Source organism: Trichocoleus sp. ST-U1 (genome assembly GCF_039961835.1).
Taxonomy (GTDB): Bacteria; Cyanobacteriota; Cyanobacteriia; order Cyanobacteriales; family FACHB-T130; genus FACHB-T130.
The window spans coordinates 235181-258676 of the sequence record NZ_JAMPJZ010000001.1 but is presented as its reverse complement, the minus strand read 5'-3'; the positions used below and the strand labels follow the sequence as shown (position 1 = coordinate 258676).

Annotated in this window: 21 protein-coding genes and 1 pseudogene; 12 read left to right on the top strand and 10 right to left on the bottom strand. The window is 47.5% G+C overall.

Features of this window, described 5'->3' with window-relative positions:
- A pseudogene (locus NDA06_RS01210) lies at positions 1-284 on the bottom strand (site-2 protease family protein); the annotation flags it as partial.
- A gap of 259 nt (positions 285-543) precedes the next feature.
- On the opposite strand from NDA06_RS01210, the gene NDA06_RS01205 reads away from it, so the two are divergent.
- Positions 544-1770, top strand: coding sequence for a WG repeat-containing protein (locus NDA06_RS01205; protein ID WP_190984682.1), 1227 nt, complete (start codon positions 544-546; stop codon positions 1768-1770).
- A gap of 52 nt (positions 1771-1822) precedes the next feature.
- Here NDA06_RS01205 and NDA06_RS01200 read toward each other — a convergent pair whose 3' ends face one another.
- The 5 genes from NDA06_RS01200 to NDA06_RS01180 all read right to left on the bottom strand — a co-directional run bounded on the left by NDA06_RS01200 (position 1823) and on the right by NDA06_RS01180 (position 6845).
- A complete protein-coding gene (locus NDA06_RS01200) occupies positions 1823-3514 on the bottom strand; it encodes an NAD+ synthase (protein ID WP_190984683.1) in 1692 nt (563 codons plus the stop codon).
- Between the two features lie 57 nt (positions 3515-3571).
- Positions 3572-3868, bottom strand: coding sequence for an isochorismate lyase (locus NDA06_RS01195; protein ID WP_190984684.1), 297 nt, complete (start codon positions 3866-3868; stop codon positions 3572-3574).
- Positions 3869-4020: 152 nt separating this feature from the next.
- Entirely contained in the window at positions 4021-4767 is a 747-nt protein-coding gene (locus NDA06_RS01190) for an NUDIX domain-containing protein (protein WP_190410315.1), read from the bottom strand.
- Complete coding sequence (locus tag NDA06_RS01185) at positions 4740-5327, bottom strand: nicotinate-nucleotide adenylyltransferase (protein WP_190437826.1); 588 nt, start codon at positions 5325-5327, stop codon at positions 4740-4742. The genes NDA06_RS01190 and NDA06_RS01185 overlap by 28 nt, the downstream gene beginning before the upstream one ends.
- Positions 5328-5435: 108 nt before the next feature.
- A complete protein-coding gene (locus NDA06_RS01180) occupies positions 5436-6845 on the bottom strand; it encodes a nicotinate phosphoribosyltransferase (protein ID WP_190984685.1) in 1410 nt (469 codons plus the stop codon).
- A 473-nt stretch (positions 6846-7318) separates the two neighbouring features.
- Here NDA06_RS01180 and NDA06_RS01175 point away from each other — a divergent pair, with 473 nt between their 5' ends.
- Positions 7319-7471: a hypothetical protein gene (locus NDA06_RS01175; RefSeq protein ID WP_190536052.1), complete on the top strand. Its 153-nt coding sequence runs from the start codon at positions 7319-7321 to the stop codon at positions 7469-7471.
- A 301-nt stretch (positions 7472-7772) separates the two neighbouring features.
- Positions 7773-7907 carry a hypothetical protein gene (locus NDA06_RS01170; RefSeq protein WP_277877453.1) on the top strand — a complete coding sequence of 45 codons (135 nt, stop codon included), beginning with the start codon at positions 7773-7775 and terminating at the stop codon, positions 7905-7907.
- A gap of 61 nt (positions 7908-7968) precedes the next feature.
- Here NDA06_RS01170 and NDA06_RS01165 read toward each other — a convergent pair whose 3' ends face one another.
- Together NDA06_RS01165 and NDA06_RS01160 are read right to left on the bottom strand one after the other, a co-directional pair.
- Entirely contained in the window at positions 7969-8661 is a 693-nt protein-coding gene (locus tag NDA06_RS01165) for a hypothetical protein (protein WP_190410312.1), read from the bottom strand.
- Between the two features lie 149 nt (positions 8662-8810).
- Positions 8811-9518, bottom strand: coding sequence for a diacylglycerol/polyprenol kinase family protein (locus tag NDA06_RS01160; RefSeq protein ID WP_190437838.1), 708 nt, complete (start codon positions 9516-9518; stop codon positions 8811-8813).
- A gap of 57 nt (positions 9519-9575) precedes the next feature.
- Between NDA06_RS01160 and yidD the strand changes: the two genes are divergently transcribed.
- The 9 genes from yidD to murQ all read left to right on the top strand — a co-directional run bounded on the left by yidD (position 9576) and on the right by murQ (position 17679).
- Positions 9576-9821, top strand: coding sequence for a membrane protein insertion efficiency factor YidD (gene yidD, locus NDA06_RS01155; protein ID WP_190410310.1), 246 nt, complete (start codon positions 9576-9578; stop codon positions 9819-9821).
- A complete protein-coding gene (locus NDA06_RS01150) occupies positions 9822-11945 on the top strand; it encodes an AAA family ATPase (protein ID WP_190984686.1) in 2124 nt (707 codons plus the stop codon).
- Between the two features lie 171 nt (positions 11946-12116).
- Positions 12117-13352: a serine hydrolase domain-containing protein gene (locus NDA06_RS01145; RefSeq protein WP_190984687.1), complete on the top strand. Its 1236-nt coding sequence runs from the start codon at positions 12117-12119 to the stop codon at positions 13350-13352.
- 147 nt (positions 13353-13499) lie between these two features.
- On the top strand, positions 13500-14012 hold the full coding sequence (locus NDA06_RS01140; RefSeq protein ID WP_190984688.1) for a GNAT family N-acetyltransferase: 513 nt from the start codon (positions 13500-13502) through the stop codon (positions 14010-14012).
- A 360-nt stretch (positions 14013-14372) separates the two neighbouring features.
- On the top strand, positions 14373-14618 hold the full coding sequence (locus tag NDA06_RS01135; RefSeq protein ID WP_190410306.1) for a hypothetical protein: 246 nt from the start codon (positions 14373-14375) through the stop codon (positions 14616-14618).
- 35 nt (positions 14619-14653) lie between these two features.
- Positions 14654-14989, top strand: a complete 336-nt coding sequence (locus NDA06_RS01130; RefSeq protein WP_190410305.1) for a DUF6176 family protein — start codon at positions 14654-14656, stop codon at positions 14987-14989.
- Between the two features lie 347 nt (positions 14990-15336).
- Complete coding sequence (locus NDA06_RS01125) at positions 15337-16044, top strand: M15 family metallopeptidase (protein WP_190984689.1); 708 nt, start codon at positions 15337-15339, stop codon at positions 16042-16044.
- 228 nt (positions 16045-16272) lie between these two features.
- Positions 16273-16665, top strand: coding sequence for a DUF3110 domain-containing protein (locus tag NDA06_RS01120; protein WP_190410303.1), 393 nt, complete (start codon positions 16273-16275; stop codon positions 16663-16665).
- A gap of 84 nt (positions 16666-16749) precedes the next feature.
- On the top strand, positions 16750-17679 hold the full coding sequence (murQ, locus tag NDA06_RS01115) for an N-acetylmuramic acid 6-phosphate etherase (protein ID WP_190984690.1): 930 nt from the start codon (positions 16750-16752) through the stop codon (positions 17677-17679).
- A gap of 102 nt (positions 17680-17781) precedes the next feature.
- Here the strand turns inward: murQ and NDA06_RS01110 are convergent, their stop codons facing one another.
- Positions 17782-20445 (bottom strand): EAL domain-containing protein, encoded by a 2664-nt coding sequence (locus NDA06_RS01110; RefSeq protein WP_190984691.1) that lies wholly within the window; start codon positions 20443-20445, stop codon positions 17782-17784.
- Positions 20446-20843: 398 nt separating this feature from the next.
- The gene (locus tag NDA06_RS01105; protein WP_190984692.1) at positions 20844-23411 is read right to left on the bottom strand and encodes a PAS domain-containing protein; all 2568 of its coding nucleotides are present in this window, start codon (positions 23409-23411) and stop codon (positions 20844-20846) included.
- Positions 23412-23496: the final 85 nt, after the last annotated feature.

Genomic DNA, 23496 nt, shown 5'->3' with positions numbered 1-23496 from the left:
CGCAGTATGGCATCCTGACCGGCTGCTCGCAGTTTATTTCCGATGAAGATGTACAACCCAGCGGAGGCTATCAACATAAACAAGATGCTCACCAGGTTGAGATAAATCCCCGCCGCGAACAATCCAAAAAACAACAGCCAGGGAGACATCAACACCACTGACTGCAACCAAGCTAAGATGCCGAGTTTGCCGAATGACTTGGCACGGTAGAAGCCCCAACCCAGGATGCCTAAAGCCACCAGCACAATTAAAACTGTCGCCGTAGTTTCCGATCCAGTAAACATTTTTGATGAGGAGCCGTAGCAGCTATAGCCAACCAGTCTACTGTATTTCAATTTCTGATAAGGATTCAAGGTTACTCTTGGCTCTCCGTCGGGAAATGATTTCAATCTCTGCTAGGGATTCATCCAGCCATCTCCACACCACCCTAAATACAGTGCAATATTCGAGCGAGCTGAACCCAGCTTAAATTTCTTGAATGCCAAATAAATGTCAAATAAACTTGGTTGAGATTAACGCCAATATTTACCTACTAGAAACCCTATGCTATTTAAAAAGTTAGAAGATAAGAATTTTAGTCAGTTAATTAGACTGGGATTAATCGCGATCGCCTTGGGCATCGTTCCGCTTACCGCCTGTGTCAGCTTCCTAAAATCCATCCATCAATCCTCTCAAGCTTCATCACCGTCGTTAGCGCCCCAAAATGGCAGAACTGGCGATCGCGTTATTAAGCCGCAATTTGAGGCTGCTGGAAACTTCTCAGAAGGTCTGGCAGTCGTCACGATTAACGGAAAAAAAGGTTATATCGATAAGACTGGCAATATTGTCATTAAGCCGCAGTTTGATTTTGCTGAAAAATTTGAACAAGGGATGGCAGCCGCAAAAATTGGCAATCAGTTCGGCTATATTGACAAGACTGGAAAAATGGTGGTTATCAATCCACCATTTGAGCAAGTTTTACAATTTTCCGAAGGACTTGCACCAACCAGTATTGGGGGTAAGTGGGGCTATATTGACACGAACCGCAATCTAGTTATCAAACCGCAGTTTTCCGATGCTCAGAACTTTTCAGAAGGGTTGGCATCCGTCAGAGTTGGCAATCAAGAAGGCTATATTGACAAGACGGGCAAGATAGTTATTAAACCGCAGTATAAACAAGCTTATCCCTTTAAAGAAGGGCGGGCAGCGGTATTTGATAATAAGTTAAAGATGGGCTTTATTGACACAGGCGGAAATCTAGTCATCAAGCCACAATTCGATGGGATAAATGATGGTTTTTCCCAAGGGCTAGCACCCGTAGCAATGGGCAGTAAAATTCCTCAGCGTTGGGGTTATATTGACAAAACTGGGAAGTTTGTCATCCAGCCGCAATTTGAGTATGCTTCTCCCTTTTCCCAAAACGAAGATTTAGCAGCAGTAACAGTTGACAAAAAGACTGGCTATATCGATAAAACTGGGAAGTTAGTTCTCCCGCCGCAGTCTCATTATGCGGGCAGTTTCGAGGATGGAGTGGCACTAATCTCAAGGGGCGGTAAATATGGCTATATGGACAAAACCGGAAAAATTGTGATTCCGCCGCAGTTTAATGAAGTACGCGATCGCGGTGGTTTTTCCGAAGGACTAATCGCGGTAGAAATTGGCGGAAAGTATGGATATATGGACAAGACTGGCAAAACAGTTATTCAGCCACAATTCGATGCGGCTGGTTCCTTTCAAGAGGGGCTGGCACCCGTAAGAATTGGCAGTCAGTGGGGCTATATCAGCCGCTAAAACGAGCCAACATTGCCAGTTCCTAAGCTGGTTTCTAAAAATAAACTTTGCGTTATGCGATCGCACTCCAACGACTCGCAATCGGCATTCGCCAGCCGGTGCCAAAAGCCCGATCGGTAATTTTCAGTCCAGGCGGTGCTTGTCGCCGCTTAAATTCGGCACGCGCCACTAATTGCATCACTTTATTGACAACGACTGGATCGTGACCAGCTTCGATAATTTGAGCAGTTGATTGATGTTCGTGAATTAATCGCTGCAAAATATCATCCAGAATGTCATAAGAGGGTAGAGAATCTTGATCGACTTGACCGGGTTTTAGTTCGGCACTTGGCGGTTTCGTGAGGATATTCGTCGGAATAATTTCACCGTTACGATTCAGCCAATTGCATAGAGAATAAACGCGAGTTTTCGGTACATCAGCAATCACCGCTAATCCCCCATTCATATCGCCATAAAGCGTACAGTAACCAACCGCCATTTCTGACTTGTTACCCGTAGAAAGGAGGAGATAGCCAAACTTGTTCGCGATCGCCATCAATAAATTGCCCCGAATCCGCGATTGAATATTCTCTTCCGCAAGCCCGAACGACGTTCCAGCAAACAGATGTTCTAAAGTTTGGTCGTAACCCTGCATCAGTTGCCCAATCGCTAGGGTTTGAGTAGCAATCCCCAGCTTTTGGGCTAATTTCAGCGCATCTTCGACAGAATGATCGGAACTGTAGGGCGAAGGCATAAGGACGCCGAATACATTTTCTGCCCCTAATGCGGCGGATGCGATCGCTGCTACCAACGCCGAATCTACTCCACCACTCAAGCCAAGCGTAACTTTGGAAAAGCCACACTTGCGGGTATAGTCTCTCACTCCCAACACCAACGCCGCCCAAATTTCTTCGTCTTCACTAGCTGCAAGCGGTGCGACTCCCCCGTTATCCCCGGTTGCTGAGGGGGAGATTAAATCCCGCTTTTCCTCATCAAATTCCAGCAGTACCAAATCCGTCTCAAAACGAAGGGCACGACACACCACTTCCCCGGCGTGATTCAAAGCGAAACTGCTACCATCAAAAATTAAGTCATCATTTCCTCCAACCTGATTGATGTAAATGCTTGGTTGGCGGTAACGGACAGTACTATGACGCAACATTGCTTCTCGCAAGTGATGCTTGCCAACACTATAGGGAGAAGCTGACAAATTCACCACCAAATCTACACCCAATTGAGCTAAGTCAGCAATCGGATTCACTGCATAGCTACGCTTTCCCCAAAATTCCTCATCGTTCCACAAATCTTCGCAGATTGTGACGCCAATGCGGAGATTATCGAGCGTAAAAGAATTTGGCTGAAGTCCCGGTTCAAAATATCGATATTCGTCAAAAACATCGTAGCTGGGCAACAGTCGCTTGTGAAAAATTTGCTGTATTTTGCCCTGTTCTAAGCAGGCAATACTATTAAATAACGGTTTACCTCCAGCGGCGTGCGCCTCCGGATTTGGGTCTACCGTACCCACCAACACCGCTAAATTGGGTGGCAAATCCTCTGCTAGCTGCTGCAACACCGTTGCCATAGACTCGACGAAGCCGGGATTCAGCAGCAAATCTCGTGGCGGATAGCCGCACAAAGAGAGTTCCGGCGTCAGCAACAAACGGGCACCTTGCTGAGTTGCCTGTCTTGCCGCCTCCAGAATGTGTTGGGCATTGCTGGTGAGGTTGCCAATTGTGGGGTTGAGTTGAGCGATCGCAATTTTCATATTCAGTTATCACCTGCGTCGTTCTGATTATTTAAACTAATTTTTCAATCGCAGCAATTAGGATTTAGATTGCCAATGTTTTAATTCTTCATTCATAAAATAATTAATCAAATCTTGATATAGCTTTTCAATTACATCTGGATTTAAACCTTGTTCTTCAGCCCAAAGACGTCTTTGCTGCAACATCGACTGAACCCTTTCCGGGGCTTTTACACTAGTTTCGTTTGTTTTAAACTTTGCCGCCGCTTTTACATATTCAAATCGTTTACCAAAAGCTGCGATAATTTGGCGGTCAATTTTATCAATCTCCTGACGAATTCCTTCAATATTTGAACAATTTTTGGTTTGTTTCATAATTGGCTTTCCTTATCTAATTTTTTATTATTAACGCAAAGGTTCGCAAAGGGTAACGCAGAGTAACGCAAAGAAAGATAAAATTAAATTATTTTTTTTAACTTGGCGAACCTTTGCGTTAGCGAAGCGGCGCGACAGCGCTACCTTTGCGTTTAAATAAATACCAACGGTTTATCCTTAAACGGAGCAAACGCTTCAGCATCAAATCGATACAAACTCGCCGGACGCCCCGCCCCTCGCGAGACTTTGACTTTGGTATCGTAAAGAAAACCCAGCTTCAAGAGTCGGGCGCGAAAATTAGAATAATCCGAGAAATTTTCACCTAAAACGGTCGTGTAAAGCTGATATAAGTCACTCAAAGTAAATAACTCCGGCAACACTTCAAAGGCGACTGGGCTATATTCCAATTTATTTCGCAAACGCCGATGACCATACTCTAAGATTTTATGGTGGTCAAAGGCTAATTGTGGCACTTGCTCTAAAGGATACCAGGCAATTCCACTAACCCCATCGGCAATTAATTCAGCTTCTTCAAATCGTACCAAAGCAAAATAACTGACCGACAGATAACGAACTCCGTAACTTTCTTCGCATTCTCTCGGATCTCGTCCAGGCCCGCCAAAGCTGTATAACTGCTCTAGATACAGATTTTTCACGCGAATTTTTTCAGCCAAAATTCGATAGGCGGCATCTTCCAAAGATTCCCCTTGCCGCACTAAAGTACCTGGCAGACTCCACCGATCTGAAAAAGGTTCGTCTTGCCGCATGACTAACAAAACTAATAGTCGGTTTTGCGCCGTATCGACTGAGAAAATCACATTATCGACTCCGACTTTAAAATCCGCTAATGCCGGTTTTTTTACCGAATCACCTATCTTTTTCGAGCTGCGTCCTCGCATTCGTATAAACGTTCTCTATGAATATAGTCCTCAACGGTCGTCGTCAAGGCTTGTCTGTTGCCATTCTCACGATAAGCTGTGGAAGAAACCGCCGGTGGTTTAATGTCAGCGATCGCAATCTGCGCTCCTAGTTGCCTCAGCGCTTCCAAATCAGAGTCATCTATCGCATATCCTGGTCTAGGCACCACAAGTAGATGCACTTGCTGCAATAAATCTTCAACTCTATACCAACGCGGCATCTGGTTTACTAAATCCGAACCAATGACGACGGTAAAATCTGCCGACATCCCCCAGCATTGCCTAGCCTTCTGCACCGTCTCCAGAGTTCGAGGGCTACTGAATTCCGGATACAGCCCGATATTGTGGCAACTCGGATGAATTTCCTCAATCAGCAACCGTAGCATTGTTGAGCGATGTTCTAGCGGCGTTTGATGCGATTTAAACGGATTATTCGACGCCCAAACCGCAACCCAATCATAGTGTTGCGACAGCCATTTCAAAATCGCTTGATGCCCAGAAGTAGGCGGGTCAGCACTCGTACCAAACAAAGCAATTCTCATTATTTTCTTACTTCCTCTTACTTCCTCTTCTTTCCTCTTTCTTCGCGCTCTATAGCGCTAACGCGCATGGCTTCGCTAGGGCGTCTTTGCGGTTCGTTCCCAAATCCCTTAAGCAGCGCGACGAGTTTTTTCCATCAACTCCAGCAGTGCATCTGAAACCTCCACCGACGGCGACACAGGCGAATCCAATTGGCGAGTCTCCGCTGGTAAACTAGCGACCGAAATCGCAGTCCGTTCTCGAATTTGGGTTAAAGATTCTGGTAGAAACACCCGTTCGCCTTGCTTAAACATCGGCTGCAACAAAGGCTGCTCAAACTGCGGACTTTCCGTCACCAATCCCAATCGATCTGCTTTCATCAAATTGCCCTCAAAGCAGCGAAAAATCTGCTTGCGACCGGGATAAGTTAACTTGCCACTCGACTGTTTCATCACAGGAATGCCATCAATTTCAACCAGTTTATACACTCCATTGACTGGGGTTCCCGTAACCAATCGAGTTCCCAGTCCATAACCATCAATGCAAGCACCCTCTGCTTGCAATCGGGCAATTTCCCACTCATCCAAATCGCCACTGGCAAAGATGGGAACATCCGGTAAGAGCGATCGCACTTGTTTGGATAACCCTACCAAATCGCCAGAATCTAGCCGCACCCCAGACAATTGCATTTCTCCTGCATCGAGCTTTTCTGCCAGCATTTGGGCAGCGGCAACTGTATCGTAGGTATCAATCAACAACGGCGCACCCGGAAAATATCGATGGAAGGAGGTAAAAGCCTCTCCCTCACTCCCAGCAGTTGCTGTCAGCGCCATCACCAAAGCATGAGCCATCGTCCCGCTGGGCTTTTGACCCAACTTGATCGCTGCCAGTACATTAGAAGTCGCGTCCAATCCAGCCGCCAATGCCGCCCTGGCTGCCCACAGAGACGCTTGGGGGCTAAAAGCGCGCCGGGTGCCAAATTCCAGCAGCGTCGCTTCTGGCCCCGCTACATCCCGTATGCGCGCCGCTCGTGTGGCAACTAAAGTTTGATAATTAATTGTATTCAGCAGGTAGGTTTCCACCACCTGAGCTTGCCAAAGGGGGGCTTCCACCCGCAGCAGCGGCTCGTTGGCGAACACGGCGGTTCCTTCTGGAACTGCCCAAACGTCGCCGGTGAACCGAGCATCTGCTAAGAGCGACCAAAAACGCTCTGGTGCCCGATCGAAAATTCCGGTCGCTTGCAAAGCCACTATCTGGCTGGGACTGAAGCGGAATTTCTCCAGATAGTCCAGCGCCTGTTCCAACCCCATCGCAATCAAATAGCCAAAGCCAGCGGGTAGACGCCGCGCAAATAGCTCAAAGCTTGCCCGTGTTTGATCTAAACCTTCGCCGGTGTAGCAAGCTGCCATTGTCAGCTGATACAGGTCGGTTAAGAGGCTGTAATCTTCAGAAGCGATCGCGAGTTCCCGATCTTCTACCCTAACCGGCTCCTGAAGCAGGTTAGCAGGATGCTTTACAAGTCCGTCCACGGAAGTTCTCATAGTCTTGCTTCCTAGCAAGTGTGGGTTCTCTAATTATAGTAATATTCACCATAATAGTGTCAAGGCATTTTGATGAGTTCTTCAAGAAGATGGTTTCTGAAGAGAGCTTTATTGCCATCTTCAGGTCATTCTTAGGTTATATACATTATTCTTAATAGTATTTTGACTCAAAAGCTACAGAAAAGGGCAGTTGATGCCAAAAAGACACAGGAGAGAGCTGGCGGCGTTGCCCATTCGCCCTTAACCACCAACCATCAGTTTCTTGCGTTAATTGTGCAAAATCTAAATGAATTTAAAAGTATTTAGAAATCTTAAGTAAACTAACTGCCGACTTAAGTCTAAGCAAAGTATTGCAAACCTAATCAAACAAGTGTTGCAAATTACCTCAAACTATCCAGCCGTATTCATAATAAAAGTATCAAAGGCTAATATACATTTCATCGAATCCCCAAAGGAATCTGGAGAGTAAAGATATGAGTCTTACCCGAACGTTTGACAATATCATCCAATATTTTTCTGGCGCGATCGCTCGCATCTTTGGACTGAGTGACGATGCATATCCGGTAACTGGCGTGCAGCCCTTTACAGGAGAACCGTTTAGCGCACGTCGCAAAGAAGATTGGTAGTCAGCCTAAATGCTTTTTTCTATATTGTTGGAGTCAAAAATAAGAAATTTGGTGGAGGAAGAGGCTCTTTCTCCACCAAATTTTATGAAATGATTTTAAAAATTATTCTTCTGATATGGCTAAAAAGTCCCGCCAGAACGTCTTTTAATGTGTCAGTCACCTCAGACTGCTCTGTTGGATGGTTTAACATCCCTTTGGTGGCTGCAAAGCAGGGGAAACGACAAAAACCCTGTACCACTACTTAACGCTCAACTGGCGCTCAACTGGCTTGGTTAGCCCATATCCTGAGAATGGGCAATGAATGACCACTCGCCGCCTAGACGCCGTTCTCCTAAGTGGGGCAATTCGCAGGACAAACAGCAAAACGCCTGCTATGGTCGGGCAATATTCGGTGGATGAGGAAAATTCACGCACCGAATATTGCCTAGTTCTATAGTGACAAGCGTTCTATAAAATTGTATGGAATTTAATACAAAAGTTAGAGCTTATTTAAAGTTCTAAATACTCATTTGACGTAGCTGATGTTGTTCCTGGTTAAACTGCTTTTGTTCGGGGGTTAATACGTCATAATCAATGGGCGATCGCATATCCCACTGCACTCCTGCCAATAGCAGTAAAGTCCCCGCCATTACAAGACCCGTGGTGAGAAATTGCCAGCCTCCGACATAAGGCAAGATCCCAATGCCCAATAGATGAACGAACCCGTTAATCAGGAAAGTACGCGATCGCATTCCCATCCCCGTAAAAAAGTAGCCAATGGTACTTAAACCCAGCCAAAACTGACACAGGTTCATCAGCACCAACCCCCAACCCAGAAAAATACCCAAGTCAGTTAGCACCATCCCGAATAACATCAGTGCAACCCAGCTATAAAGCAGCCAGCGCAGGCGTTCTACTTTCACCCAAAAGTGAGTCAACACCACCATCCCCACCGTACCGACTAAGGTAAGTGCTGACCAAAACATCGCTTGCACGTACCAGCTAACAGGTAAAAACTGAGCATTGATAAAAATTGCAGCGGTAATCCAACCCCAAACAATAAACGCCTGATCGATTCGAGAATAAAAGCTCGAAATCAGCGTTTTATTTCCAACTTGCAAGTGAATACGTAAAAGCCCCTGACGATCCTGAAAATCAAGGGCTTCCTGTTTGCTACGGACAAGCGGTTCAGCAGGATTAAAAAAAGTCATTGACATCCATCTTTGGAGATAAATTGAATAAAGCGGGAGTATGTCCCTAGATAGGCTTCTTCAACTATCTTAATGGAAGCAGAAAATTTGTAATCTGGGATTCTACGGATATTGCAACCAAACTAACTGTTTGCTAGTTATCGAAAGTGTTAGCTAAGTAAAAGCATCTGAGTCAAGAAAAAAGCGATCGCGGCACTGCCTACAGGAACCGTCAGATTGTCGATGCCGAACCAGGAGAAAGCTTCTAAGAGAGTAGCAAAGAAAGCAACGAAAATCGGCACTACCCACGTTTGCCAGATATTGCCCTGGACTCCCAGAAAAATCAAGCTACTAACCCCATAGCTAACCAGGAACATCGTCAGCGAGCCTTCCCAACTTTTACGGATGCCCCAAAATTCATAGCGATGCTTACCAAATCGTTGACCAATGAGGGCAGCTAAGCCATCCCCCCAAGTCATCACCAAAATTCCCAGTGCTGCATATTGGGGTTGGTTTAGAGGCCAGAACCAACCGATTAAAATGCCAATACTGAGGGCATAGCAAAATGTCCCCCAGCTCTTGCGCCCAACGCTGTTAATGCCTGGAAGGATCGGAAATTTGTATGACAAAAGAGCCACTGCACTCGCGAAAATCGAAGCCGTAATCCCCACCCAAGCGGGAAGGTTCAGCCACCAGGCAAGCAAAATCACATTGCCCGTGCCAATGTGAACCACCTTCCGCACCTTTTCCGGTTCGGTAGAAGTGTAGCGATGCAGCCCTTCTGCCAGTAACACAAGAATGCCCAGGCAAGCCCCAACTAACCCAATGTGGAGCCATAGATCCGGAATTGATTCTAACCACAACACGGATTTACGCAAAGATTGAATTATAAAAAAAAGCTCTCCTTACCAATCTATTAGATCCAGGGCACAGTAATGAAAATATTACTAATTTGGCTAATTCGGGGATACCGAGTGCTAATTTCTCCCCTTTTTCCCCCAGCGTGTCGGTTTCAGCCGACTTGTTCCAAATATGCTTTAGAGGCGGTAGAGAGATTTGGCCCTTGGCGCGGCGGCTGGATGGCGATTCGGCGCATCTTGCGCTGCCATCCCTTCCATCCTGGCGGTTACGATCCGGTGCCACCCGCCGCTTCTGGGGCGGTTAAACAAACAAAAGAGTAAATGAAGTCATCGCGGGTATCAGATCGTCTAGAGGAGTTGCGTCGTAGTCGGTTTGTAGGACGCGATCGCGAACAAACTCTATTTCAGTCAGCGCTGGACGAGGCGCAATTACCTTGGCATCTCCTCTATATCTATGGTTCGGGTGGTGTTGGCAAGACGACTTTGCTGCGCGAGTTTGCCTACATCTGCGAACAAGCGAAAACGCCAGTTGTCTACCTAGATACCCGTAATGTCGAACCTTCACCCGACTCTTTTTTCAGCGCCCTCCAGATGGTTATCGGTCTGGAGCATCAAAACCAGCTTTGGGAGTGGTTTGCTTCCCAACCCGGTCACTGTGTCATTCTGATCGATACCTACGAAACCTTAACGCCACTAGAAGACTGGCTGCGGGAATTTTTCTTACCCCAGTTGCCGGAAAATGCCCTCGTCGTTCTCGCGGGTCGTCAACCCCCGTCATCTGCTTGGCGTGCCGATCCGGGGTGGCAGGCGTTGATGCGTTTAATATCCTTAAATAACCTGAATCCAGAAGAAAGTCGGACGTATCTGACCAAACGTCAGATTCCTGTCGAACAGCATTCCTCTGTTTTGAACTTTACTCGCGGTCATCCTCTGGCAATGTCCCTAGTTGCGGATGTTTTTGCCCAGCACGGCAATATTGATTTTCGACCAGAAGCCGCGCCGGATGTGGTGAAAACTTTATTAGAACAATTTGTACAAGAAGTCCCTAGTCCGTTGCATCGGGCAGCATTAGAAGTTTGTGCTTTAGTGCGTTTAACTACCGAAGCACTGCTGTGTGAAACGCTCGCGATTCCCGATGCTTACGAGTTGTTCAACTGGCTGCGAGGACTTTCATTTATTGAATCGAGATTACAAGGTATCTTTCCCCACGACTTAGCACGGGAAGCAATTTCCACTGACTTGCGCTGGCGAAATCCCGAACGCTATGCCGAACTGTTCGGTCGTGCCCGTGGTTATTACTGCAAACGTATCCTGCAAACTCAGGGTTCGGAACTAGAACGCGCCCTATTTGATTATGTTTTCAAAAGTCCGCAAGTACGACAATTTTTTATATGGCAAGACAACAACTTGCTGACTGACAGCCTGCGCGAGAGCGATCGCTCGGTGCTGATGGAGATGGTGGCGACTCACGAGGGGGAAGCTTCTGCCCAGCTTTTAGCACATTGGTTGGCGCGACAGCCTCAAGGAGTGTTGGTGTTTCGCCAGTCGGAAGGGGGAACTCCTCTAGGCTTTATGATGATGCTGGCTTTGGATGAAGCTAGTTTAGAAGATTTACAAGTTGACCCCGCTACTCAGGCGGTGTGGAATTATATCCAGAAGCAGGGAGCATTACAACTTGGTGAGAAGGCTACGTTCTGCCGCTTTTGGATGGCTGCTGATACTTATCAAGCTGTTTCCCAAATTCAAAGCCTCATCTTTATCAAAATTTTTCGGCACTGCGTCACGACTCCCGGCTTAGCTTTTATTTTTACAGCGATCGCTCGACCGGATTTCTGGGAATTGTTTTGTACGGCAGCCAATATGCCGTTGCTGCCAGAAACATCTTTTGAAGTGGGTGGACGGCGTTATGGTGTATCCGCACACAATTATCGAGTTTCTCCCGTATTCAATGATTTGTTGGAACTGCCAGCTTGGGCGATCGCGATCGCTTCACCAGGAGAGGGGGAGATCAGGCAAGGGAAGGGAATACCAATCCCCCATTCCTCATTACCACTTCCCAATTCCCCTTTAAGCCAATCTGAATTTGCCTCTGCGGTGCATCAAGCTTTGCGGGATTTCGTGCGACCGGAGGCACTATTACATAATCCTTTAGCGCGATCGCATCTGGTTATCGAACGTGCAGGCACCAATACTCGTGCAGCCGAACGAATTGCCGCCTTACAAGCGCTGTTGCAAGAAGCGGTTGAATCGTTACAGCGATCGCCCCGCGAAGCCAAATTTTATCGCGCTTTGGATCGCGCCTACCTGCATCCCGCTCCATCCCAGGAACGAGCCGCAGAAATATTAGATATATCTATCGGCACCTTTCGCCGTCATTTGAAAGCAGGAATTGTGCGAGTCACAGAGATTTTGTGGCATCAAGAAATCGACCGACTGGAAAACTAATATCAAGCGTGTCGCTTTTTGAAGACAAGCCAATGGCTAATACAAGAGTGACTATTAGCCATTAGAAATTGATCGCTTTTCGATCGAGTTTCGATCTGGAATTGTATAGCTTTCTTTCGCCAAACTAAAACTAACCCAAGCAAAAATTGTACTTGACAAGGAATGGCGAATATGTATTTTCCTCAAATAGCTGCATCAGTCGCTGTTGCCGCAACCGTGGTTCTTGGTATCTCAGGCAGCACCGCTATTGCTAGTAAAGCAGTGTCAAGCACGGCAGCACCAATGGCAGGCAGCTCAAATCTTATCTCATTGCTAACGGCTCAAAAACACAGCAACTCACCGACAAACACTGTATCTGACAAACTCGCTCGCCAACTCCAAGCAACACTGGACAAAACCCGCTTGGCAGCGGGAATTCCAGGTAAAGGAGGAGTAGCTGGTGCAACTTTAGCGATCGCCAGCCGCGACGAGGGACAATGGTTTGGGTCTAGTGGTGTAGCTGACCTGGCAACGGGAACCCCTGTGGCTCCACAGGATCAATTCCGCATCGGGAGCGCCACAAAGACATTTACGGCAACCGTTGTGCTGCAACTGGTGGATGAAGGAAAGCTCAAATTAGACGATACTTTAGACAAATGGCTTCCTTCAATTGCCAAAAATATTCCGAACAGTAACAAAATTACAATTCGCCAACTCTTGAACGGCACCAGCGGCATCTACGATTACTTAGCCGACGACAGCGCGATTTGGCAGGATATCCTTCAGAATCCATACAGAGACTGGAAGCCAGAGGAGCTTGTTTCCTACATTTACGGACGACAACCAACGATTGGGAAGTGGGTCTATCCCAACACTGGTTTTATCTTGTTAGGGATGATCGTTGAAAAGGCGACAAATTCCAGCCTAGCTAGCCAAATAGAAAATCGAATTATTAAACCCTTAGGGCTGAAAAATACCTTTTTTACTGCTAGAACCGATAGCGTTCCGGGGGGAATCGTTCATGCATATTGGGATATCTATCCTCAGGATGGAATTGATGAGGATCTTACATTTGTAAATATGTCAGTAGCATGGGCTGCTGGCACAATGGTTTCTAACACGCAAGACCTGATTCGCTTTGGCGATAAACTTTTCCGGGGTAAATTGTTGAAGCCTCGCACCCTCAAGGAAATGCTTACCTTTATCGACTTGGGAAGCGGTTTCGGATATGGGTTGGGGATTTGGTCTAACGACACCCCTTGGGGAAAAGCATGGCGAATCAGCGGGAGTGGCATCGGGACTGCTGCTGCGCTGTGGTACTTACCTAATCGAGGGCTTACCGTAGTGTCTTTGTCAAACCAAGAAGTCGGACAGTATTTTACCTCTATCCGCAATGCCACTCTAGAGTTAGTGCTGGGGAAACCGTAAGCAAGGCGATCTCACTTTCGTACCTAAACCCAGCATCCTAGAAGGATTGATGATACTCAGTGCTGGGTGCTTAGCTCCGCGCCAGCGCCGAATCAGTGCAACCAAGAAAACTTCGTAGAGTTCAAATCAGACAGGCAAACATAAAATATGGTGATCGCGATTCGGAACGCCCTGTCACAGGATTTCACCCAAATCGAGCAAATCTCGGTTGCAGCTTACCAGGAGTACGCACGCGCCCTAGCGCCCGGTAACTGGGAGGTGATGCAGGGGAATTTGTCCCAAGTCGCAAAGAGAGCCGAGGTAGCTCAGTTAATCGTGGCACAGGAGGATTGTCACCTCGTCGGGACAGTGGCGTACTTTGCTCCTGGTAAGTCAGACGGCAGGCTGTTTCCGCCCCAGTGGGCATCCATTCGCTTGCTGGCAGTATCCCCTTCCCATCGCGGAAAGGGAGCCGGACGACTGCTCACCCAGGAGTGTATTCAGCGTGCAAAAGCAGACGGTGCCTGCGAAATTGGAGTGCATACGAGCGAGTTGATGACGGTTGCCAGAAAAATGTATGAGCAAATGGGATTTCAGCAGGACATCGAACTCCCACCTATGTTTGGTCTTCGGTATTGGCGTTACGTGCTACCGCTGACCAAAACGCACGAACCATGCTAGCGATCGAGAAAATCACCCGATCGGGTGAGTCCATAGGATGAGGTTTACTAGAACCGCTTCTTTTACACTAGGTAGGAAACTTCTATAGCCCTTCGGGGAGTAAAAGTTTCCTACCTAGTGTGGCAGATTAACAGGATGACCCATCTAAAAGCCGGTTGAACAGCCAGCCATTTCTGAATCGCTAACGGCTAATAATTCATTGCTATTAGCATTCGCAAAACCAGAAATACATAAAGCTGCGATCGCCCAAGTTTATTAAAAGAACGGTTGAAAACACTGAATTTTTCTGGCTGGCGCGAACTGATAGCTACTTAGTTTTCCGGGTCATATTGTTAATATAAAAATTTTTGAGGGGTGAATATGTCTCTGATCCGCGACCTTGTACAACAGGCTCTGACAACAGGTTATTTAACCATTGCAGCAGAAAATCAACTGCGACAGCTTTTAAGAACTAAGTATGGTCTGGAAGACTTCAACGCTTTCATGGCTTTACAGACAGCTGCAATGTCTGGTCAGGTGAAGCAAGAATCGCGGGAATTAAGAGGTTTACAGCAAACTTTCTGTAAAACGAATAAGCAACCTAACACGCAATACGCAATTCGGTAATTTTTCAATTTTATCCATCCATAAAGGGCAAGTTAATGGCGGACACCCAATGCTTAAAAATTCGGATTAAGCCAGGATTGACCCTCCCTGTAATTGGTTGGCTCAAGAACTTGAACAATCAATTGGATGAAGTGCGGGAATTGCTGAGGAACGAAGGAGTCATTATAGAATCCATCTTTCTCGAACGCAGCCAAGATGGGGACTATTTAATTTTGTATCAAAAGGCAAAAGATTTAAGCAAAGCTAGCGAAACATTTCATCAGTCAAGCTCTCCACTCGCCTTGGCTACTCAGAAATTCATCAGCGAAACTTGGGGAGACATCCAGCCCCTAGAATTGGTCATCGACTTAGAGGGGATGACAGAAGTTTAGGTATTGCGGAAATCAACTATCAAGATTACGCTGGATCCAGCAATTTTTTGATGAACCGCGAAGTCGCGTTGGCGTAGCCTGCGCGTTAGCGCTTAGGACGCGAAGAAAGAAAAGAAAGAAGATTTTAAGGGATGAATTAAGATTGTTATTGTGGATTCTAGCACTGTTAATTTTTTATTAATAATTATTTTCTAAGTTTGATATAGATAAACGTTAGCTTTTAAATCTTTTTATCTCGTTATTTTGAAGCGTCGATTAAACTTGTCTAAAACTACTGATAAAAATACTGCATATTTTGAATATTTCACGCCAGACGGCAAAATAAGGTCAGTCTGAAAGAGCGGAATATGAAACCTTATCAGCAGATTGTAATTGTAGAGTGTGGTGAGCCGCTCACTGCCATTCCTTTGGAACAATTTGCGGTTGTCTCTCCCCATCCTTATGAAAAATTGGGTGCGACTTATGGCGATCGCTCACCTTATTATCTCCGTCAGGGTGTCCTCGAATCCCTAATTGCCGCCCAACACCAGTTAGCTGTCACGAATCCAGATTGGCGGATCGATGTCTTTGATGCCTATCGACCCGTGGAAGTCCAGCAATTCATGGTAGATTACACCTTTGCTGAAGTGGTTCAGGCTCAAGGTTTAAACTTGATTGAGTTAACAGAAGCTCAGCGTCAAGCAATTTGGGAGATAGTTTATCAATTTTGGGCACCCCCCAACCTCGATCCAGCAACGCCACCGCCTCACAGTACGGGGGCTGCGGTGGATATCACCTTAGTAGACAATACTGGCAAGACGATAGATATGGGGGGAGAAATTGATGAAATATCAGCGCGATCGCATCCCGATTATTATGCCAATAGCACCCAGGCAGTCGAACAGCAGTATCATTTTCACCGGCAGCTATTAAATGATGTCATGCTCCAAGCTGGGTTTCGCCGTCATCCCAACGAGTGGTGGCATTTCTGCTTGGGCGATCAGATGTGGGCGTGGTTATGCAATCAAGAAAATCCCCATCATCCTGTGACTGCCCGTTACGGTAGAGTTGCTTGAGCTAGGAAAGGATATCTATGGCGATCTGAAATGTCTTAACATCTATTGGTTGGGGGTAATTTAGCTTTTTTGCTGATTTCCTCGCAATTTCATTTGAATCTTCTCTCTTGAATTTCTCTTTCCCTCTGTCTTTATTGCTCCGCATCGCTAGCTAGCAAAGGAAGAGCAACTAGACGTGATATCAGGGAAGCCAGTTAGATATCCTAAGTTAAGAATGGATAAAAAACGATGACTACATCTAGGCGCGTATTCGTTTTAATATTTAATCCTCGGACTGACAACGAGGGGATTCACTCGATTCAGATTGGCGATCGCAACTGGATACTCATGTTTGAATCAGAAGACGATGCGACTCGCTATGCGATGCTGCTAGAAGCCCAAGATTTTCTCAGTCCCAGTGTTGAAGCCATCGATGCAGAGGAAGTCGAGGCATTTTGCGAGGGTGCAGGTTACGAGTGCAAGCTAATTCCGGAGGGATTTGTTCCCGAAGGAGATGCGGAACGTCTTTTTCTGGTTCCGCCAGAAACGAATCTGGAGGAAACAGACTGGAAACCAGATGCTCCGCAAGCGGAAGTTTCCGATCTAGACAGAATTCGCCGTCAATTAGAAGGACTGTTATGAAAGGATCGAGGATGTTAGCGATCGCGTAACCCATAGCGGCGCTTTCTTGGCAGGATGAACGATAAAAAAAATGAAGGATCGAGGATGAAGAATCTGGAGGAGCGAGGACATCTTTTAACAGAACAGGTTAATCCCAATAGCCAGAATCTCGACCAGATGAGTTCTCTGGAATTGGTAGATTTGTTCAATCAGGAAGATGCTCAGACGCTAGCAGCGATCGCAATCGCCAGAACTCAGCTCGCTGAAGCAATCGATAAGACGGCTGAGGCGTTACGTCATGGGGGACGCCTGTTTTATGTGGGAGCTGGGACGAGCGGGCGTCTGGGCGTCTTGGATGCAGCCGAGTGCCCGCCCACCTTTTGTACGCCGCCAGAACTGGTACAAGGGATTATCGCCGGGGGTGCGGGGGCGTTAATCCGCAGCTCAGAAGATTTGGAAGACAAACATGAAGACGGGGCATCTGCGATCGCAACTCGGCAGATTACCCATCTCGATGTCGTTGTCGGCATCACCGCCGGGGGAACAACACCTTTTGTCCACGGTGCAATCCAAGCGGCACGTCAGCGGGGTGCAACCACGATTTTGATTGCCTGTGTCCCAGCCGAACAAGTCACCATCGATGCAGATTTAGATATTCGCCTAATCGTAGGGCCAGAAGTGGTGGCAGGCTCGACGCGACTGAAATCCGGAACCGTCACTAAAATGGCTTTAAATATCCTCTCCACCGGCGTGATGGTGAAGCTGGGCAAAGTCTACGGCAATCGCATGGTAGATGTCGCCGTTACTAATAAAAAATTGCACGATCGCGCCCTGCGAATGCTGCAAGACCTCACGGATTTAAATCGAGAAGACGCTGGATATTTGCTGGAGCAAAGTGGGCGTTCTGTCAAGTTAGCGTTGTTGATGCATTGGACGGGTTTGGAGAAGCAAGAAGGCGATCGCCTTCTTGCAGAACACAAAGGTAATCTCAGAGCAGCTGTTTCCAGCTACAACCACCCCAGCGACTCTCCCTAAATTTGAGATTTGAGATGTTGGAATTCTATTTCAACTCTCAAATTTTTCCCAGTTTCAACGGCTGATATTGCCTTGCCGATTTGAGGCAATTTTTGATTTTTATCACCACTGGGGCTGTGCTGCCAATAACGCCTCAGCTGCCGCTGCATCTACCGGCTTAGAAAAAAAGTATCCCTGTCCGTATTCACATTGCAGCCGCTTGAGCTGAAGCATCTGCTCTGCGGTTTCGATACCTTCGGCAACCACATCCATCCCCAAATTGTGAGCCAGCGTCATAATTGTCTGGACAATTTCCCAGCGATTTTCCTCATCCCCCATGCCGCTAATAAAGGAGCGGTCAATTTTCAAAGTATCAATTGGTAAGCAATGCAGACGCCCCAAGGAAGAATAGCCGGTGCCAAAGTCGTCAATTCCCACTTTCACTCCTAAGGCTCTGAGCTGCTCAAGCATAGCGGTTACGGCATCGGCATCTTCTAGCAAGCAAGTTTCAGTAATCTCTAGCTTTAAACTGCGAGTTTCCAAACCAGTCTCCCGAACAATTCGATCGATCTGCTGAACCATGTCAGATTGGGCAAACTGCATCGCAGAAAGATTTACGCCAATTGTTAATTGTTCATAGTTGGATGTTGAGGGTTCACTATTCTGAACGAATCTTTCTTGCCAAGCCCGCATCTGGCAGCAGGCTTCGCGCAATACCCACCAATCCAGTTGCGCCATCAGTCCGGTTTCTTCTGCAACGGGAATAAACTCAAGCGGAGAAACTAACCCTCTCTTAGGGTGCTGCCAGCGCACGAGTGCCTCAAAGGCAGTAATTTTGCCGGTTGAGAGGGAGATAATAGGCTGGTAGTAAACCCGAAACTCAGAGTTAGGTAAAAGTTTTAAGTTTGGAGTTTTGAGTTTTGAATTTTCATCTTGTAAAGGAGAACTCAAAACGGAGAACTCAAAACCTTCCTTAGATAAAGCTCCAATTGCCAGACGCAGGTCGGTTTCTAATTGTAAAAGTGCGATCGCGCGTGCATGTAAAGTCGTGTGGAAGACTGCATAACGCCCTTTTCCCATTATTTTTGCCTGAGATAGGGCAATGTCGGCATCGCGCAGCAAGTCCCACTCCGGGTTAAGTACGGGTTCTTGCCCCTTTTGAGTGTTGGGTGAAGGAAGAGTTGAAGGTGTGAGGAAAGGAATTGTCTTACCATCCTGTCCCACTCTCCGAGTCTCCGGCTCTCCGGCTCTCCGGCTCAGGGCAATGCCAATACTGGCGGCGGCGAATACTTCATGTCCATCGAGGTAAAAGGGTGATGCGAGGGCTTCGTGGATTGACTCGGCAACGCGGGTCGCGTCACCCAGTTGCTGAATCTCCTCCAGCAGGATCGTGAACTCGTCTCCGCCAAGACGTGCCACCGTATCTCTGGGGCGCATCAGGGTACAAAGCCGATGCGCGATCGCGACAAGTAGTTTATCTCCGACCGTATGCCCCAAGCTGTCGTTAATCACCTTAAATCGGTCGAGATCCACAAACAGTACCGCAAATAGATAATTTTCAAACTGATAGGTACGTTCTAGGGCAACCTCCAACCGCTCCATAAATAAGGTTCGATTAGGCAAACCCGTCAGCGAGTCATAAAGTTGCCGTTGCTGCTGCTGCTGCTCAATGTGTTGAAGCTGCGCTTTCATTCGCAGACGCTCTTGGATGCTCAAGCTCGCTGCCGTTAAACAAAATAATCCCACGGGTGACACGACCGGCATCAAGTAACTTACCCGCAAAAGCACTACACTGACAATGACCCAGCCGCTACAAAGACTAACGACTGCAATCAGCTGGTGTCTCGCCCGATAGCGGTTGAGCGTGAAGCCAAGCATTGGCCCGCCCAGCAACAGGAAACCCAGCAGCCACTTGGGGTCTGGGTTTTTCAGAAAGTTTTCTTGCAAGAGATTATTCAGAACGGTAGCGTGCAGGTGAATTCCACTCGCGGGTGGATGACCTTCAAACGGAGTGTTTAGAGGATCGAGAGCGGCGGCTGTGACGCCCACCATCACAATTTTTCCCTTGAATGCCGAGGCAGGCACTTTCCCCTGAAGGACTGAAACAAAGGAATAGTGCGGTGCCTGAAGCACCTCACCGGGCCAGTTCACGAGCAGCGGTTGATTCATCGGTGGGAGTTTTACCGGCTCTTTCACCAGTGAATAAACCTGGGAAGCCGCGATGCTTAAAAGAGGCACGCCTTCAAGTTGCGGTACAACTTGGCGAGTTAAACCATCGCTATCCTTGTGGTTGGCAATATGTCCGATTGCGATCGCGCTTTTGCTCAATTCTGGAGTAGGACGCAAAGGGTTTTTTTTGAGATCCCACCCCTGCGCCAACACCACCTGACCCACTTTTTCCATCGCCGCCGCCATCTGTCCGTCTTCCGGGCTACTTTCGGGCATCAGCACGTCCAATACCACCACACTAGGCTCTGCTGCGGATAGTTGATTCAGCAACTGGGTGTATTGCTTGCGAGGCCAAGGAAAACGACCTAGTTCCTTTAAACTGGCATCATCAATGTCAATCAACACCACCCGTTCATCCCAAGGCATCGTTCCCCGGAGGCGGAATAAACCCCGATAAGCAAGCTGTTCCAGTGGTTGCCAAATCCCTAGCACCAAACCACTTGCAACGATTAAAGAAGGAAAAAAGAAAAAAGCAAAATTAGCAATAAAGGATTTTTTTTCTTTTTCTTCTACTTTTAAACTTTGAATTTTGGACTTTTCAGGGAATTGCCAGTTCATACATCTGCTGTTTTCCCAAAGGAGTCGCAACAGCGTTGATGCGACCGTTTATAACAATTTTGCTTAATGCTGCTAGGTTTAATTTTTTCCAACTCTCAATTTGGTAGAGACGCGAACTGACTCTTTCAGCGCTAGGCTAACGCCTCGCTTCGCTGTTTTCATGCCCGTTTTCATGCCCAAAAGGCTGTACGCGATCGCCTTTAGTTCCCTTGCGAATTCAACCTCAATCCGAAATCTACCATCCAAAATTTTCTAAAAGGTTTTGTTAAATGGATACCCAAATTTGTAATTGCGCTTAACTGCAACAGCAGCATCTCAATTATAAAAATTGATTGGGAACCATCTCTATCCCCCCACCCCCCTCCGCTGGAGAAAGGAAGACCGGGAATCATTTCCTTTCACCGGGCACTTGAGTGCATCGTTTGGTCAAACACCTCATACCGTCCCTTTCCTAGCGCTTTGGCACGATACAAGGCTGTATCGGCATCGCGCAGGAGGTCTTCAGGTCGATCGTAGCCGCTGCTGAGAACAATGCCAATACTTGCGGCAGTAAAAACTTCGTGTCCGTCGAGATAGAAAGGCGGTATCAGTTCTCGGTTGATTCGTTCGGCGATGCTGGTGGCGTGACTCAGGTCGTCAATAGCTTCCAAAAGCAGGGTAAATTCATCTCCCCCCAAACGAGCGACGATGTCTTCAGCACGCACGCAGGTTTCGAGACGGCGAGCGACGCAGCGAAGCAGCCGCTCCGCTAACGCCACCAATAATTTATCCCCAACCAGATGCCCCAAACTGTCGTTCACTTTTTTGAAGCCATCCAAATCTACAAACAGCAGCGCAAACTGAAAATCTTGACACTGTTTGGCTCGCTCCACCGCTTGACTGAGGCGCTCCATGAACAAAGCTCGGTTGGGCAAGCCGGTTAAGATATCATAAAACGCCCGCTCCCGCAGATGCTCCTTTGCCCGTTTGCGCTCGGTAATATCTTCCACCGTGCCTTCGTAGTAAAGCAGCTTACCTTCACAATCGCGCACCGCACGGGCATTTTCCGAAATCCAAATGATGCTGCCATCTTGGCGGGAAACAGCGGACTCAAACTCTGAAACGGCATCGTGTTCTTGCAACAGGCGCGTAAACTCAGCACGCCGGTTCGGATCAACGTATAGTTGCTGCTTAATATCCGTCAGACGCGCCATCAGTTCTGTCGGAGACTCATATCCATAAATGCGTGCCAGAGCGGGATTGGCACTAATATACTGTCCGTCGGGCGTTGTCTGGAAAATCCCTTCAATTGCATTCTCAAAGATACTGCGATATTTTGCTTCTGCTTGTTGCAGAGCTTCTTCTGTCCGCTTGCGTTCGGTAATATCGGTGATGAAGCCTTCAAGTCCCAGGACTTTACCAGCGCTGTCACAAACTGCCGCTCCTTTTTCCCAAACCCATTTTTCTACACCTGATTTGGTAAGAATGCGATATTCCACAACATAAGGTTTCAGAAGCGTGATTCCCGTAGCGATCGCCTCTAAAACTTTGGGTAAATCCTCAGGATGAGTAATGGAATCATAAGACACCGCGCGATCGCCAATCAATTCTTCACTGTGATACCCAGTCAGCTTAAAGCAACCTTCACTAATGTAAGTCATCGACCACGCTGGGTCATTTCCACAAGAAAACACAATCCCTGGCAAGGAGTCAATCAAACTTGCCAGACGGCGCTGGCTTTCCCTCAGGGCAGCTTCCGCTTGTTTTTGCTGCATCACGGTTCCTAGATGCGCTGCCACTGCTGACACCAGCTCAACCAGTCGCTTGTCCTTAGGGCGAGATTCAAACAGGAAGAAAGTGAGAATTGCCACTACCCGATCTTTAGAGAGAATCGGCACGGCAAATCCCGCTTTGAGTCCACAATTTCTTGCGAACTGAGTCCGGATAAAAAATGGGGGCGGCTCAATCGAAGCATCAGGAATCCACTCTGGCTGCTTGGATAGCCAAACTCGTCCCGGTAGCCCAATTCCCGGTGAAAACTTCAACATTTCGCTCTGCCGCCGGAACTCGCTCAGGGTTAGGGGAAGTTCTGATTGCAGCTTAGTGTTGGATTGCAGGTTAGCCTGTTGAAAGTTAGCTGGTTGATTTAAATTTTCCAGTTTCAACCTTTCAACCTGTAACTGTTGTAACGTTTCAACCTCTAATTCTAAAGTGCTGCTGTACCAAGCCGGACTGCATTCTAAAACCGTGTCGTCTGAGCTGGGTATCCAAGCTTCACCAAAATTCCAGCCGGTCGTTTCACACACTTGACGTAGCGCGACTGAAAGTGCAGTGTGAAAATCTGGAGCAGCACCAATTGCCTGGGTTAGGGTTTGCAACAGTTGAATTTCTTCTTCAGCCCGCTGGCGATCGCTAAGGTCAATAGACCTATCCATAAATTGGTCTAAAGTGTTAGCGGAGCGGGGGTCTAAGAAATCCGGATTAGGGATTGAAATCATGATCAAGCCCTCCAGAGCCAGCAGTTCTCCCGATTGGGAGAAAACTCCACAACCCTGTTCCCATACCAACTTTTCTTCTCCCGCCGCCGTGATGATGCGGTAGACAAGCTGGAAGGGTCTATATTCTTGCACGGCGGCTTGTATGGCGTTCCACACCTGCTCTCGGTCGTCGGGATGAATCAGTTGGGCATAGCAGATTTCTCGGTTGCCAATGAGTTCAAACGGAGAGTAACCAGTGAGCTGATAGCAGTCCTCGCTGACCGCTTCCATTGTCCAGCTCTGGTCGTTGCGGCAACGGTAGGCCATGCCAGGTAAGTTACTCATCAGGGTTGAAAGGGGACGAACTCCGGATAGGGATTGTCCCGTTGAAACAGGGCACTCTTGTAATGCATCTTCTGTCTGCAACGTATAAGTCATTTCAAACGGTGTTCCCAGTCCCCTGATGTTTTCCTTGAGATCAACGAGATCAACTGGTTCTAACCGCTCCACTCTCGGCGTCTCCTACAGAAATAATGTAAAGCTGGGAGAAAGCTCGTCAGCTGCGGCGAGGCAGCGATTCGCTGCTCCTTTCAGG